The 15,588-nt window shown below is 60.8% G+C and carries 10 protein-coding genes and 2 pseudogenes; 3 read left to right on the forward strand and 9 right to left on the reverse strand.

Features of this window, described 5'->3' with window-relative positions; translation table 11 throughout:
* Positions 1–588 precede the first annotated feature (588 nt).
* Positions 589–1,356: a TSUP family transporter gene (locus ACHMW6_RS34475; RefSeq protein ID WP_395404016.1), complete on the reverse strand. Its 768-nt coding sequence runs from the start codon at positions 1,354–1,356 to the stop codon at positions 589–591.
* 101 nt (positions 1,357–1,457) lie between these two features.
* On the opposite strand from ACHMW6_RS34475, the gene ACHMW6_RS34480 reads away from it, so the two are divergent.
* Positions 1,458–2,615: an iron-containing alcohol dehydrogenase gene (locus ACHMW6_RS34480; RefSeq protein WP_395408785.1), complete on the forward strand. Its 1,158-nt coding sequence runs from the start codon at positions 1,458–1,460 to the stop codon at positions 2,613–2,615.
* A gap of 101 nt (positions 2,616–2,716) precedes the next feature.
* On the opposite strand, the gene ACHMW6_RS34485 is transcribed toward ACHMW6_RS34480, so the two are convergent.
* The 8 genes and pseudogenes from ACHMW6_RS34485 to ACHMW6_RS34520 all read right to left on the reverse strand — a co-directional run bounded on the left by ACHMW6_RS34485 (position 2,717) and on the right by ACHMW6_RS34520 (position 12,240).
* Positions 2,717–4,762 carry a 3-hydroxybutyrate oligomer hydrolase family protein gene (locus ACHMW6_RS34485; protein WP_395404018.1) on the reverse strand — a complete coding sequence of 682 codons (2,046 nt, stop codon included), beginning with the start codon at positions 4,760–4,762 and terminating at the stop codon, positions 2,717–2,719.
* 48 nt (positions 4,763–4,810) lie between these two features.
* Positions 4,811–5,785 (reverse strand): branched-chain amino acid ABC transporter permease, encoded by a 975-nt coding sequence (locus tag ACHMW6_RS34490; RefSeq protein ID WP_395404020.1) that lies wholly within the window; start codon positions 5,783–5,785, stop codon positions 4,811–4,813.
* 1 nt (position 5,786) lies between these two features.
* On the reverse strand, positions 5,787–6,671 hold the full coding sequence (locus ACHMW6_RS34495) for a branched-chain amino acid ABC transporter permease (protein WP_395404022.1): 885 nt from the start codon (positions 6,669–6,671) through the stop codon (positions 5,787–5,789).
* An 88-nt stretch (positions 6,672–6,759) separates the two neighbouring features.
* Positions 6,760–7,969: pseudogene (locus ACHMW6_RS34500) on the reverse strand (ABC transporter substrate-binding protein).
* Between the two features lie 43 nt (positions 7,970–8,012).
* Positions 8,013–8,720, reverse strand: a complete 708-nt coding sequence (locus tag ACHMW6_RS34505; RefSeq protein WP_395404023.1) for an ABC transporter ATP-binding protein — start codon at positions 8,718–8,720, stop codon at positions 8,013–8,015.
* Positions 8,720–9,490, reverse strand: a complete 771-nt coding sequence (locus tag ACHMW6_RS34510) for an ABC transporter ATP-binding protein (RefSeq protein WP_395404025.1) — start codon at positions 9,488–9,490, stop codon at positions 8,720–8,722. The genes ACHMW6_RS34505 and ACHMW6_RS34510 overlap by 1 nt, the downstream gene beginning before the upstream one ends.
* A gap of 83 nt (positions 9,491–9,573) precedes the next feature.
* Positions 9,574–11,196 (reverse strand): GMC family oxidoreductase, encoded by a 1,623-nt coding sequence (locus ACHMW6_RS34515; protein ID WP_395404027.1) that lies wholly within the window; start codon positions 11,194–11,196, stop codon positions 9,574–9,576.
* 10 nt (positions 11,197–11,206) lie between these two features.
* A pseudogene (locus ACHMW6_RS34520) lies at positions 11,207–12,240 on the reverse strand (NAD(P)H-dependent flavin oxidoreductase).
* 848 nt (positions 12,241–13,088) lie between these two features.
* On the opposite strand from ACHMW6_RS34520, the gene ACHMW6_RS34525 reads away from it, so the two are divergent.
* The gene (locus ACHMW6_RS34525) at positions 13,089–14,402 is read left to right on the forward strand and encodes a PAS domain S-box protein (RefSeq protein WP_395404029.1); all 1,314 of its coding nucleotides are present in this window, start codon (positions 13,089–13,091) and stop codon (positions 14,400–14,402) included.
* Complete coding sequence (locus ACHMW6_RS34530) at positions 14,372–15,505, forward strand: putative bifunctional diguanylate cyclase/phosphodiesterase (RefSeq protein ID WP_395404030.1); 1,134 nt, start codon at positions 14,372–14,374, stop codon at positions 15,503–15,505. The genes ACHMW6_RS34525 and ACHMW6_RS34530 overlap by 31 nt, the downstream gene beginning before the upstream one ends.
* Positions 15,506–15,588 lie beyond the last annotated feature (83 nt).

The raw sequence follows: 15,588 nt of genomic DNA on the forward strand, positions 1-15,588 counted from the left end.
CTATCGTAAGCAATGGCCCATTGATGCGTCGATGTTGCCAGTGGGCGCTCCCTGACCGCAATCTGAGCGTGGTCAGCGCGCCAAAGCGTTGAGTATTTCCCGTGCTGATCTGATTTCGCTTACCCCCGAGTAAACGCGCACAGTGGACATGCCAAGCCGGAGATGTCCCTGGTCAAGGGTCTGTACGGTCCGATAAATACAAACGCAAGCACAAAGGCGCTACTGAGCACCGCGTCGCCCATCCAAACCGCCGGGATCGACTGGCGGCACTTGCATACGCGCAAGGCCGCGCCAGCGCGACCGCCGCGGCCCGGTCTTCCGAGCCTGAGTTTGGCGTTCATGTTCAACGTCCAGATGGGTGCGCACACTTCGACACGCCGACCGTAAAGTGCGGAGTGATGTGGAACGACAGTCGGAGCAACCGCGCCGTTAGCCTCGATGCGCTGGTGATGGCGAAACCGACTACGATGGCGACGACCGCTTGAGTCAAATCTGGTGCCTGGCAAGATCAGCCAACGGGAACAAAAAAAGGCGGAACCTTGAGATTCCGCCCTTCACAAAGACAACTGTTTCACGTGAAACAATCACTCATTTTAACCATGCGTCATACCCCGTCTTGAGAATCAGTATCCCGACTACGAACAGGAACAACCGCCGCACAAACCCACTGCCGTGCTTGAGCGCGAGCTTGGTTCCAAGAATCGAACCGACGACTTGGCATACGGCCATGGTCAGTCCAAGCTGCCAGAGCAGGTGGCCGTTAAAGCCGAACACCAGCAGCGCCGCGATATTCGTCGCCACATTCACTACCTTAGACGCGGCCGATGCGCTCAGGAAGTCGAAGCCGAAGCTGCGTACAAAAAGGAAAACGAGGAAGCTGCCTACCCCCGGGCCGAAGAAGCCATCGTAGAAACCGATGCCGGCGCCCACCAGCACGGCCATCACTTTTTCCTTAACGCCACTGTGCAGCGGGCGATGGACGCTGCCCAGATCCTTACGGCGGAAGGTGTAGACGGCGACAGCCAGCAGAACAAAGGGCAACAAGCTGCGCAGGAAATCGGCCGGAATCCGCGTGACGGTCCAGGCGCCCAACAGGGAAAACAGGAAAGCCGTCGACGCGGCAGGCGCCACCGTCGACCAGGCCACCGGAGTCCGGCGCGCATAATTCACCGCCGCCGCGCTGGTACCAAACACGCTGGCCAGCTTGTTCGTGCCGAGAAGCGTCGCCGGGGACGTGCCCTGCATTACCGAGAAAATTGCTGGAATCTGGATCAGTCCACCGCCGCCTACTACCGCATCCACAAAGCCGGCAGCGAACGCCGCGACCAACAAAACACCACCACCAACATCCAACATCTCTCCCCTGCTCCCCGGAAAATGCAAACCCCACATTCTACTCCTCGGCTGGTGTAAGCTTTCCGGACAATCATTCCGATGGAGTCGCCGCGATGAGCCAGATCCCCGCCTTCAGCTTCAGCACTGTCCCGCACATCGTCTCCGAACTGGGTGCTGCCCGCGTCTTGGGCGAACTGCTTCGTCCACGCTTCACGTCGGCCCGCCACGCAATGATCGTCACCGATCCCGGCTTCCTGAAAACCGGGCTGGTGGAGTTGCCGGCACAGAGCCTGAAAGCCGCCGGTTTCCACGTGAAAATCTATTCGGATGTGATGGCCGATCCACCCGAACGTGTGGTGCTGGATGCGGTCGCGGCCGCGCGCCAGTTCGAGGCGGACCTCATCATCGGCATCGGCGGAGGCAGCTCGATGGACGTCGCCAAGCTGATCGCCATCATGACCGACAACAGCCAGCCGCTGCGCGAGATCTACGGCATCGGCAATGTGAAGGGCGAGCGTCTGCCGCTGGTGCAGGTGCCGACCACGGCGGGCACCGGTTCCGAGGTTACCAATATCTCCATCGTGACCACCGGCGCCACCACCAAGATGGGCGTGGTTGCGCCTCAACTGTATGCAGACATGGCCGTGCTGGATGCCGAGCTCACCCTCGGCCTGCCGCCCGCCGTCACCGCCGCGACCGGTATCGACGCTATGGTTCACGCCATCGAAGCCTATACGAGCAGGCTCAAGAAGAATCCACTGTCGGACGGACTGGCACGGCAGGCGCTGGCCTTGCTGTCCGCCAACCTGATTCCGGCTTGCGAGAATGGACGCGATGTCGGCGCGCGCCAGGCCATGCTGCTGGGCGCTTGCCTGGCGGGGCAGGCCTTCGCCAACGCTCCGGTTGCCGCGGTGCATGCGCTGGCTTATCCGATCGGCGGCATCTTCCATGTGCCGCACGGACTCTCGAACTCCCTCGTGCTGCCGCATGTACTGCGCTTCAATGCGCCTGTCGCTGCGCCTTTGTACGCCGAACTGGCCACTATCGTCGTTCCGCACGCCGCAGGCAGTGACGAAGCCCGTACCGAAGCGCTCGTTGTTGCGATGCAGCAACTGGCGACCATCGCCGGGATTGAGCGCACCTTGCAGCAGGTTGGCATCGCCGAAACCGACCTCGACCGCCTCGCCGACGACGCCATGCTCCAGACCCGCCTGCTCGGCAACAACCCGCGCGACGTCAGCCGCGCCGACGCCCGCGCCATCTACGCTGCAGCGCTATAGGGCCGCGGCAGCTTTCAGAACCAACAGCAAGAAGCAGGTGTCTGCCACATCGTGGCAGACACCAGGTTTCAGCCTTGGGTTTAGGCATGCATCGCCGGCACTCAGTTGGGGATGTTCACCGTCGTACCGCTAACGGTGATGGCATCAGCGCCAGGTGACGGACTGAGCGCCGGCAGATTGAAGAGAGTCATGGGCACGTCCGCGGAGGCGCGGGGCTGGGTCCGGACGACTTGCGAGGGCGGCAGCGCAACCGCGCTGTTGCGAGCCGTGGCATAGGCCGCGTCCAGCGCGCGGAACAGATAGGCGTGCAGAGGCACGATACTCTGGGGAAACACGCTGCTGTAAAGATCGAAATGATTGGCGTTGAGGACCTCGATGTAGCGCAACTTGCTGCCGGCGCCCTCCACCGCCGCATTCAGTCCGACATAAGCGCGGCTGGCGTGGTTCACAGGCAGCAGGGCGTCACTGCGGCCGGAAACGATGATGACCGGCTTGCCGTGCAGGTTGCCGGTCGCCTGAGCCTCCTGCATGCCGGCGCGCACGCGTGTGCTCAGTGCCGCCATATTGCCGGTCAGCGCAGCGCCAGTGACGGCGTCCACGCCCGTCGCCAGCGAGCGCAGACAGAGGAAGCCGTCCAGCCCCTGATCCATCACCCCCGTAGACGGCGAAATCGCGGCCGTATAGGCTTTTGCGCCGCCGGACGACTCTTCATATACCGGCGTGCCGATAATGCCGCTGAAGGCCGCAAAACCGCCCGCACGGGCCGCTGCCGTGAAGGGGACGACTGCGCCGCTCGCATCCACGTTCGCGAAACTGAATCCGCACACGCGGTCGGTAACATTGAAACGTCCATACGCGTTCATATAAGTCACCGCCACCAGGATATTGGTCAGCGCATGCGCGCCCTGCAGCACCTCGGCTTCCGGCTGCCAGCCATAAGCCACCATGCGCGCCTTCGCGTTTGCCTGACGCGCAGCGAGATCCACGCCGTTCAGCAAACCTTTCGCCACCAGCGCCTCGCAACGTCCCGCCGCGCCGGCGATGCAGGGCTGGTACAGCGCCGCATAGCTCGAATAATCCAGCAGCGCCCTGCCCTGCGACACCACCGCCGCGCCGCCCTGCCGCACCGTGTAACCGCTGGACTTGTTCGGCTGAATCTGCGGTTCGGTCACTGCCACTGCGTCGATCAGGCCCTTGCTGTCCTGCTCCGCTGCCAGCAGTGCAGCGCCGCCGCCGTTGGAGATGCTGGACGCGATCGTCACCGTGTTCTCGGGCGTCAGCCGCACGACCCTGGATTTGTTATCGCTGGCCAGCACGCCGTACTTTTCGTTCAGCACGTAGAACGCGAACTCCAGCGCCTGCAGCGTCACCCTGCCCCAATCCTTCTCGGGATTTTGCAGCGAGTGGGCATGCTTGAAGGCGATGCGGTCCGGATAGGCGGAAGCGAATGCCGCGCGCTCCGCGTCGCTGAGCAGCGGCGCAAAGATCGCATTCTTGCCGGCCGCCGTGCGCGTGGCGCGCTGGCCGTTCTGCAGGTTTACCGAATCGTCATCGAAGGTATAGAGGCCGATGCCGCCGCCCTTGTCCGCATACGCCACGGCGCACTTGTTTTTCAGGCCCCATTCGCCTGCGCTGCCGATCGCGCCGTAGATGCCGCGCGAGCCGCTGGAAACGCCGGTGACGATGCAGGCGTTCGCAACCTCGAACGTAGAGGGCACCTGCACCATCAAGGTCACATTGAACTTGCCGCTGCCATCGTCCGCATAGGCCAGGTATTCGGTGCCGGCGACCTTGCCTTCATCCGAAGTCGCCACGCCGGCCGCATTCACGTTCGGGCCGTACAAGGTTCCATAGCCGCTGTTGGCGGCGATATCGAGCACCGCGCGATAGTTGTTGAAGATCGCGTTGCGGCGCAGCTCACGGGGCGTGGGATTGTTCGCGTCGGCATAGAGCGGCGCGCTGGCGGCGGCGAGGCCGGTCTTGCCCAGGCCCGCCGTAAGCAGGTCGTCCGTGCTGCCGTCGTAGGTGGTGGACGTGATGCCGCCGAGATAGCTCGGCATGGTGTTGATGTTTTCGGGATCGCTGCCGTGATGGCTGCTGCCGCAACCGGCGATGAGAAGCGTTGCTGCAAGAACGTAGATGCGCATGTGTGCCTCCAAATAAAAAACGCCGGAGCAGGTCCGGCGTTCTTGATCTCAGGCTGGCTTTCTCCTGCCGAAGTAAGCCAGGACTTCTCCCACTATGCCGCGGCGGAACAGGAGAACGCAGGTTACAAAGATCAGCCCCGTCACCATGCTCACCGCTTCACCCAGCGTGTTGAACCACTCGATGCCGGTCTGCGACGCCACGAACGTGCCGAAGTCGCCCAGCTTGTTTTCCAGTGCAATGATGATCACCGCACCCAGGATCGGGCCGACCATGGTGCCCATGCCGCCGACCAGCGTCATGAGGATCACCAGGCCGGACATGGACCAATGCACGTCCGTCAGCGTTTCGAAGCCCAGCACCATGGTCTTGGTCGCGCCGGCCAGCGCTGCCAGCGCGGCGGACAGCACGAAGGCCATCAGCTTGAACTTGTCCACGTCGTAGCCGAGCGAGATGGCACGCGGCTCGTTTTCCTTGATCGCCTTCAGCACCTGGCCGAACGGCGAATGCACGGTACGCACGATCAGCGCAAAGCCGATGACGAATATCGCCAGCACCACGTAATACAGCGCCAGGTCGCTCGACAGGTCCAGCACGCCCAGCAGCTTGCCGCGCGGGACGCCCTGCAAGCCATCCTCGCCGCCGGTGAAATTCCCCAGGCGCAGGGCAACGAAGAACACCATCTGGGCCAACGCAAGCGTGATCATCGAGAAGTAGATGCCCTGGCGGCGAATCGCCAGAGCGCCCATCACCAGGCCGATGACAGCACCCGCAACCACGCCGGTCAGGATGGCCAGTTCGAAAGGCAGGCCCCAGTTCTTGATCGCATTGCCGGCAAAGTAGCCCGCCGCGCCGAAGAAGGCCGCGTGGCCGAAGGACAGCAAACCGGTAAAGCCGATCAGCAGGTTGAATGCACAGGCGAACAGCGCGAAGCACAGGAGCTTCATCAGAAACACGGGATAGCCAACAAACGGCGCCCCCAGCGCCAGCAACAGAGCAATTGCGTAGCCAACATTCTTGTTCATCTTATTTTTCCTTGCCGAACAGGCCAGCTGGACGCAGCAGCAGCACGATCACCATCACCAGGAACACGACGGTGGACGAGAACTCCGGATAGAACACCTTGGTCAGCCCCTCGATCACGCCCAGTCCCAGGCCGGTGAGGATGGAGCCCATGATGGAACCCATGCCGCCGATCACCACAACGGCGAAGACGACGATAATCAGGTTGGAGCCCATCAGGGGTGTCACCTGGATGATCGGCGCCGCCAGCACCCCTGCAAAAGCCGCCAAAGCGACGCCGAAGCCGTAGGTCATGGTCACCATCAGCGGCACATTGATGCCGAAGGCCTCGACCAGCTTCGGGTTCTCCGTGCCGGCGCGCAGATAGGAACCGAGCTTGGTCTTTTCGATCACGAACCAGGTGGCCAGGCACACCACGAGCGAAGCGACGACCACCCAGCCGCGGTAATTCGGCATCACCATGAAGCCCAGGTCCGTTGCGCCCTGCAGCAGTTCCGGCGTATCGACCGGCTGGCCGGAAACGCCGTAGAAGGAGCGGAAGACGCCTTCGATCAGCAGGGTGATGCCGAACGTCAGCAACAGGCCATAAAGGTGGTCCAGCTTGTAGAGCCAGCGCAGCATGGTCTTCTCGATGACGATGCCCAGCACGCCCACGAGCAGCGGCGCCAGGATCAGCATCTGCCAGTAGTTCAGGCCAAAGTAGGCCATCCCCATCCAGGCGAGGAAGGCGCCCATCATGTACAGCGCGCCGTGGGAAAAGTTAATCACGTTCAGCAGGCCGAAAATGACCGCCAGACCGAGGGACAGCATCGCATAGAAGGAGCCGTTGACGAGGCCAAGCAGCAGTTGGCTCATCATCGCCGGCATCGGGACACCGAAAATTTCCATAAGCTCGCAATGTGAATGGCGGGCGATGCGGCCGCCCGCCGAAGGGTGTAGGGCGGATCATTGATCCGCCATGTTCAGACGAGACGCGTTATTTCCAGAGCGCGCACTTGGTTTCAGCCTTGGTCACGTACGCCTGGTCGCCCGGAATGGTGGCCACGACCTTGTAGTAATCCCACGGATACTTCGACTCCGAAGGCTTCTTCACTTCCATCAGGTACATATCGTGCACCATGCGGCCGTCCGGACGGATCACCCCGCCCTTGGCGAACATATCGTTGATCGGCGTCGCCTTCATCTTGGCAATTACCTTGTCCGAATCGTCGGTGCCCAGGGCCTTCACGGCTGCCAGGTAGTTCGAGGTGGCCGAGTAGTCGCCCGCCTGCAGCATGGACGGCTCCTTCTTCATCTTGGCGAAGTAGCGCTTGGACCAGGCGCGGGTGGCGTCGTTCATGTCCCAGTACCAGCCGTCGGTCAGGTACATGCCTTCGGTGGTCTTCAGGCCCAGCGAGTGCACGTCGTTGATGAAGATCAGCAGGCCCGCCAGCTTGGCTTTCTTGGTGATGCCGAATTCATTGGCGGCCTTGATGGAGTTGATCGCGTCGCCACCCGCATTGGCCAGGCCCAGGATCTGCGCGCCGGACGACTGCGCCTGCAGCAGGAAGGACGAGAAGTCCGATGCGGACAGCGGATGCTTCACGGAGCCCAGCACCTTGCCGCCGGCCTTGGTCACCACCTCCGCGGTATCCTTCTCCAGCGACTGGCCGAAGGCATAGTCGGCGGTCATGAAATACCAGTTCTTGCCGCCCTGCTTCACGATCGCGCCGCCGGTGCCGCGCGCCAGCGCCACGGTGTCGTAGGCGTAGTGCACGGTGTAGGGCGTGCATTCCTCATTGGTCAGGCGCGAGGAGCCGGCGCCGATGGAGATGAAGATCTTTTTTCTTTTCCGCCGCGACCTTGGCCATGGCCAGGTTGGCGCCGGAGTTGGTGCCGCCGATCAGCATGTCCACGCCCTGCTGGTCGAACCATTCGCGCGCCTTGGACGCGGCGATATCGGCCTTGTTCTGGTGGTCGGCGGAGATGAATTCGACCTTCTTGCCGGCGATGACCGTGCCCGCATCGGCAATCGCCATCTTGATCGCTTCCGCGCCGCCCTGGCCGTCGATATCGGAATACAGGCCGGACATGTCGGTGATGAAGCCGATCTTGATCGTGTCGCCGGACACTTGTGCATGTGCCGCGAGCGAGAAGCTCATTGCGCAAATGGCGGCAGCGGCAGTGGCGATAGCTGTGCGTTTCATATTGTCTCCGTTTCCTGGGTGATTTATCGATTTAGTAGCCCATTCAAACGCCCAGCAGCTGGTTCAGGACCGGCATCTTGGCGCTCAATTCGGATGCAGCAAAGGTCTCCACAATCTGCCCATGCTCCATCACATAAAACCGGTCCGCCAGCGGCGCGGCAAACCGGAAATTCTGTTCCACCATGACGATGGTGTAGCCCTTCGCCTTCAGCGTCGTGATCATGCGGGCCAGGCCCTGCACGATCACCGGCGCCAGGCCTTCCGAGATCTCGTCCAGCAGCAGCAGGCGCGCGCCGGTGCGCAGGATGCGCGCCACGGCCAGCATTTGCTGTTCGCCGCCCGAAAGGCGCGTGCCCTGGCTGTTGCGGCGCTCCTTCAGGTTAGGGAACATGTCGTAGATCTCTTCGACCGACATGCCCTTCCCGTCCGTCTTCAACGCGGGCGGCAGCATCAGGTTTTCTTCGGTCGACAGCGAGGAGAAGATCCCGCGCTCCTCCGGACAGTAGCCGACCCCGAGGTGGGCCACTTTGTGCGTCGGCAAACCGATCGCTTCCTGGCCGTTGATACGGATCGAACCCTTGCGCGATCCGGTCAGGCCCATGATGGCGCGCAGCGTGGTGGTGCGGCCGGCGCCGTTGCGGCCCAGCAGGGTCACCACCTCGCCTGGATTTACCTTGATGTTCACGTCATGCAGGATATGCGACTCGCCATACCAGGCCTGCAGCTTGTTGATTTCCAGTGCGGCCGCCATCAGTGCGCTCCCACCAGTTCGGTCGCTTCCGTGCCCATATACGCCTCCATCACCTGCGGGTTCTTCGAGACTTCGGCATACGTGCCTTCCGCCAGCATGGCGCCGCGCTGTAGCACCGAGATGCGGTCGCAGATGCCGGACACCACGTTCATATTGTGTTCGACCATCAGGATGGTGCGGCCGCTGGAGACCTTCTTGATCAGCTCCGTCACGCGGTGCACATCCTCGTGGCCCATGCCCTGGGTCGGCTCGTCCAGCAGCATCAGCTCGGGCTCCATCGCCAGCGTGGTGGCGATCTCCAGTGCGCGCTTGCGGCCGTAGGGCATATCCACGGTGACGGTGTCTGCAAAGCTGGTCAGGTCCACTTCGGCCAGCAGCTGCATGGCGCGGTCGTTCAGCTGGTTCAGCGTGCGCTCGCTTTTCCAGAAATGGAAGGTGGTGCCGAGCTGGCGCTGCAGGCCGATGCGGACATTCTGCAGCACCGTCAGGTGGGGGAAGACGGCCGAAATCTGGAAGGAGCGGATCACGCCCATGCGCGCGATCTGCGCGGGCCGGGCGGAAGTAATGTCCTTGCCATTGAAGAGAATTTGGCCCGATGTCGGGACCAGAAACTTGGTCAACAGGTTGAAGCAGGTGGTTTTTCCGGCCCCATTGGGACCGATCAGCGCGTGAATATGGCCGCGCTGCACTTTCAAATTCACATCATTAACGGCCGTGAATCCCTTGAACTCCTTCGTCAAATTCCTTGTTTCCAAGATGAAGTCTGACATTCTGTCTCCCGGTTATTCTTTACAACCAGCTAAATTTTTTCTTAGATAATACACACAATTGACCACCACGCAATACAGTAAAACTACGCAGATGAAGCCAGATCAAGCGCCGCTTTTTCGGCGATCATGATGACCGGGGAATTGGTATTGCCCGAGGTGATCGTGGGCATGATAGAGGCGTCGATAACCCGCAGGCCCGCCACATCAATGACTCTGAGCCTGCTGTCCACCACCACCGTGGGGTCATCGGCCTTGCCCATCTTGCAGGTGCCAACCGGATGAAAAATAGTCGTTCCTATTGATCCGGCAGCTTCGGCTAATTCTTCATCCGAGCAATATTGAATGCCCGGCTTATATTCTTCGGGTTTGAATCTGGCCAGTGCCGGCGCTGCCGCAATTTTGCGGGTGAGATTCAATGCCGCGCAGGCGACTTTTTTATCTTCCGGCGTGCTCAGATACATCGGACTAATCTTCGGCGGCGCATAAGAATCGGCTGACGCGATACGGACATGGCCACGCGAAGTCGGCCGCAGGTTGCATACGCTGGCCGTGAAAGCGGGGAAGGTATGCAACGGTTCGCCGAAGCGTTCCAGAGACAGCGGCTGCACGTGGTATTGCAGGTTCGGCGTCGCCTCGCTGTCATGCGATTTGGCGAAAGCACCCAGCTGCGAAGGCGCCATCGACATCGGCCCGCTCTGGAACAGCGCATATTCGAGGCCGATGCGCGCCTTGCCCAACCAGCTGTTGGCCATGATGTTCAGCGTCTTCGTGCCCTGTATCCTGAACACCATGCGCAGTTGCAGATGATCCTGCAGGTTGGCGCCCACGCCTTCGCGCGCAACGACAGGCTCGATGCCGGCTGCACGCAAAGTCTCCGCAGGACCTATGCCGGAAAGCTGCAGGATCTGCGGGGTGCCAACGGCGCCGGCCGCCAGCAGGGTTTCGCGCTTCGCTTCCGCCGTCCATTTCGTGCCGCCGCCAGTGAAAATCACGCCCTTGCAGACCGCCCCCTGGTCGCCCTTCTCGATGATCAGCTTTTCGACGTGGCAGCCCGTCATGATGGTGAGGTTGGGGCGCTTGGCTGCGCCGCGCAGGAAGGCCTTCGCCGTGTTCCAGCGGATACCGCGTTTCTGGTTCACCTCGAAATAGGAACAGCCGAAATTGTCGCCGCGGTTGAAATCCTCGATCTTCGGAATGCCGGTTTCTGCCGCCGCCTCGCGGAAAGCATCCAGGATCGGCCAGGAAAGGCGCTGCTTTTCGACCCGCCATTCGCCGCCCGCGCCGTGATAATCGGACGCGCCGCCGTGGTAATCCTCGCTCTTCCTGAACAATGGCAGGACCTCCGACCAGCGCCAGCTCGGATCGCCGCTCAATTCCGCCCACAGATCGTAATCGCGTGCCTGTCCGCGCATGTAGATCATGCCGTTGATGGACGAACTGCCACCCAGCACCTTGCCGCGCGGGTAGATCAGGCTGCGGCCGCCCAGGCCCGCGTCCGGCTCGGTGCGGTAAAGCCAGTCGGTGCGCGGATTGTCGATGCAGTGGAGATAGCCGACGGGGATATGGATCCAGACGTAATCGTCCTTGCCGCCGGCTTCGATCAGCAGCACTTCCCTTTTAGAATTTTCAGAGAGGCGGTTGGCGAGAACACAGCCGGCAGTGCCGGCCCCGATGATGATGTAATCAAACTGGCCTGCAGATTCCAAACACGTCTCCCTATTCTTTTATTTCCGCCACCAAAGTCTCAACCAGTTCCGCGGCCGGCATGGCCCGCGCCCTCGCCACGCCCGTTCCGCACCACAGCGACATCAGTTCCGGATCGCCCCGCTTCGCAGCCTCGGCCCGGATGCTGCCGGTCAGCGCGTTCTGCACCGGATAAGCGGGCACGTCCGCCTCCACCGACGCCATCTGCTCCATGAAACGGTTCACCAGTCCGCGCGCATAACGGCCCGAGAACGATCGCGTCAGCCTCGTCTCCGTCGCGCCCGCCCCCAGCAGCGCCTCCTTGTTCGCCGGATGCAGCCCCGTCTCGTCCGTCACGAGAAACGCCGTTCCCATCTGCACCGCACAGGCGCCCAGCGCCAGCCGTGCACGAATATCGGCGCCATTCATGATATTGCCGGCCGAAATGACCGGAATCCGAACCGCCGCCGCCACCCCACGCAATAAATCAGCCGCCCCCAGCGTCGCCTCACGCTGATCGACCAGGAAAGTCCCCCGATGCCCGCCCGCCTCCACGCCCGAAGCGACGACAGCGTCCGCCCGGCCGCCTGCCAGGCCAGCGCCTCGTCAACAGTTGTGGTCGTGCCAATCACGAATATCCCAGCATCGTGCAGCCTCTGCACCTGGGCGGCAGACAGGATATCGAAGGTAAAACTGGCGACCGCTGGACGCAATTCCAGCAAAAGTTCGAACTGCGCATTGAAATCCTCGCACCATTTGTCCGGCCGCGGCAGCTCTGTCCATCCCAGCGACGACCAGACTGGACGCAGCAATTCCGCCCCCCGAGCCACTTCCGCATCGGAAGGCGACGGCGTTTGCTGGACAAAGAAATTGAGCATGAACGGCTTATCGGTCAGCCGCCGGACCTCGGCAACCTGGCCGCGGATGGTATCCAGCGCCAGCATGGAAGCGCCGATCGAGCCCAGCCCGCCGGCATTCGACACCGCAGCCACCATTGCCGGCGTGTTCGAACCGCCAGCCATCGGTCCCTGGATGATCGGATGAGGAAAAAGAGCTTGTAAACCCATTCCACCCCCTCTTTGATCTGTGGATAACCTTATGAATATCCACAGGTACGGTTTGTGAGTAAACAAAGGTCCTGTTGAGAACGCAAAAATTGTCCAAAAACAGTTCTTTGCCCATACAAGGTTTACGCGTCCGCTTATGCAGACCGTAAACTCTTGATTTTTCTCCGTCAAGTCCACTTATCCACAGAAAGTGGCACTTGTCAACAACCACTACTATTCTGTATACACACTAATCTAAAGTAAAGAGAACTCTCAGCCATTGCAGGGCTATACTGAACAAAGCAAGTTCATCCATGCAAGCGAAGCTGGAGAAGCTTTGTTCACACTGCGCAGACAGCCGGTTCAGGTTGCTTCGGTGGCGTATTTACGCTTCCGCCGCCGTCTGTTGGCTATCATGTTTGCCTTGTCTGCACTGGCTATCGCTATAGTCGCCTGGCAACTGCTCTACTCCGCAAGGGAACGCGAACAGGCTGTCCGCCTGCAAACCCAGCACTACGCGCGGGCAATGTCCGCTCACGTTCTCTACTCGCTGCAACTCGCGGATGTTTCCCTGCTCGGCTTTGCGAACGCCATCAAAGCCCTGCCAAAGCGCGATTCACCCGAAGTTATCGCCAGCATCCTCACTGCCGGACGCACCAATTTCCACGGGACTTTCTGGCTGGCTTACATCGACAATGAAGGCAATGGCGTCGCCAGCTCTAACGACACCTCTGTCTCCGGCTACAACTTTTCCGACCGCGACTACTTCATTGCCCACAAAAACGGCGAAAAAGGCTTGTTCATCGGTGGCCCCACCATGGGCCGCGTGAGCAGGCAACCGGTATTTCTGATCAGCCGTCGGGTGGAAAGTGAAGACGGCAAGTTCATGGGCGTCCTGGTCGCCCCTCTGGATGCCTCCCGCTATGCCGAAGTTTTTCGAAAATTCCCGCCTCAGCAGCGACGTCGCCATCACCCTCTTGCACGCGAGCGGCCGAATCATTGCCCGTGCCCCCGACTTCGAACGCACATTCAACCGCGACGTCAGCAAAACCGAAATTTTCCAGCGCCTGATGCAAGGCGAAAGCGGCACTTTCCAGGCAAACAGCGCTTGGGACGGCCGCTCCCGCATATTCAGCTTCCGCCACCTGCCCAAATTGCCGCTGATCGTAAATGCCGGAAGTTCGGATGTCGGCATCGCCCTGCTCTCGCAACGCCACTTCATCATTGCCGGCGCCGGACTCGGCCTGTTTCTGCTGCTGGTGATCGCCGGCAGTGCGCTGGCGCTGAAGACCTTTGCCACGCTTGAGGAAGGCGAAACCCGCCACCGCAAGCTCTACGTGGATTCGGTTGAGACCGAAGAAAAACTGATGCTGAGTGAACAACGTCTGCGCCTGATTGCCGACAACCTGCCCATCGTCATTGCTTACATCGACCGCACAGAGCGTTACACCTTCGCCAACCGCAAATTCACGAAGCTGTTCGATCTTCCCTATCCGGCCAGTCCCGGCAAATCGGTCGAAGAAGTCCTGGGAACGGAACTTTACGAGCGCACCAAACCCAATATGCAGCGCGCTTTCGCTGGAGAAACCGTGTACTTCGAGCGCAAAATCTGGAGCAATGGCATCGAACGCTGCGATGGCGTGACTTACGTGCCGGACCGGGATGACGAAGGCAACGTTATCGGCCTCTTCGTGATGGCGGAAGACGTGACCGAGCGCAAAAAATCGGAAGAATCGATGCAACTGGCCGCCCTGATGTACGAGAACAGCAGCGAAGGGATGATGGTGACCGACGCTGAAGGCATGATCCTGTCGGTAAACCCCGCTTTTTCACGCATCAGCGGCTTTCCGGCCGATGAAGTGGTCGGCCACCAGGCATATGAACTGACCTCCGGCCGGCAGGACATCAACTTTTTCAGCCGCATGCGCCAGCACATCAGCGACACCGGCCACTGGGAAGGCGAAATCTGGCACCAGCACAAGAACGGCGAGCACTACCTGGTCTGGCTGCGCTTCAACACGGTTTACGACGACGACCACAAGGCCCTGCGCCATGTCGCCTGTTCGCGGACATCACGAAAAAGAAGGCCACCGAAGAAGCGATCTGGAAGCAGGCCAACTTCGACGCTCTCACCGGCCTGCCGAATCGCCGCATGTTCAACGACCGCCTGCGCCAGGAAATGAAAAAAGCGGGCCGCGACCTGCTGCCTATGGCCCTGATTTTCATGGACCTGGACGGTTTCAAGGGCGTCAACGATACCCTGGGCCACGATTACGGCGATCTTTTGCTCAGACAAGTCGCAGAAAGGCTGCTGCAGAGCGTACGGAATACCGATACGGTGGCCCGGCTGGGAGGCGATGAGTTCACCGTCATCCTCAGCGAGCTCAAGGACAACTCGGACGTCGTCCGCATCGTGCAGGAAATCCTCGGCAATATGTCCACGCCCTTCCATTTGCAGACGGAGTTGGTTGAAATTTCCGCCAGTATCGGCATCACGCTCTATCCGGAAGACGGCGGAGATGCGGAAACGCTGATCAAGAACGCCGACCAGGCCATGTACGCCGCCAAACAGCAAGGCCGTAACCGCTTCAACTACTTCGCGCCCTTCATGCAGGAAGCCAGCCAGATGCGGATCCAGCTGGCCAACGAGTTGCGGGAGGGTCTGAAACGGGGAGAACTAAGACTGGTCTACCAGCCCATCCGCAACCTGCGCAATGGACGGGTTGAAATGGCGGAAGCGCTGGTCCGCTGGGAACACCCGCAACGAGGACTGCTGATTCCAGCGCAATTCATCGAGGTGGCGGAACACAGCGGGCTGATTTCCTCGGTCGGGGAATGGGTGTTCGAGGAAGCGGCCTCCCAGATCCAGCGCCTGCAGACTGCCGCCGGCACTTCCTTCCAGGTCTGCGTGAATAAATCGGCCTGGCAATTCCGCCACGAATCGGTCAGCGTGAGTCACTGGATCGAGCTGCTGGACAAATTCGCGCTGGCGCCGCACAGCATCGTCATCGAAATCACTGAAAAACTGCTGCTGGAAGCCAACCGGGAGGTGGCCAGGCGCCTGAAATCCCTGCGGGACGCCCATATGCAGCTTTCGCTGGACGATTTCGGCGCTGGCTACTCCTCCCTGGCCGTTTTGAAGCACTTCAAGCTCGATTACCTGAAGCTGGACCCCGGTTTCACCAGCAATCCCCATCTTTGCGAAGCAATCACCACGATGGCGCACCGGCTGGGCATCAAAGTCGTGGCCGACGTATCGAAACGGAGGACCAGCTGGAGATCTTGAGCGCTGCAGGATGTGATTTTGCCCAGGGCTACCTGCTGAAAAGCCCGATTTCACTGTTGGAATTGGAGCGTCTGTTGATAACT

The organism is Pseudoduganella sp. UC29_106, assembly GCF_044055365.1.
Lineage (GTDB): Bacteria > Pseudomonadota > Gammaproteobacteria > Burkholderiales > Burkholderiaceae_D > Rugamonas.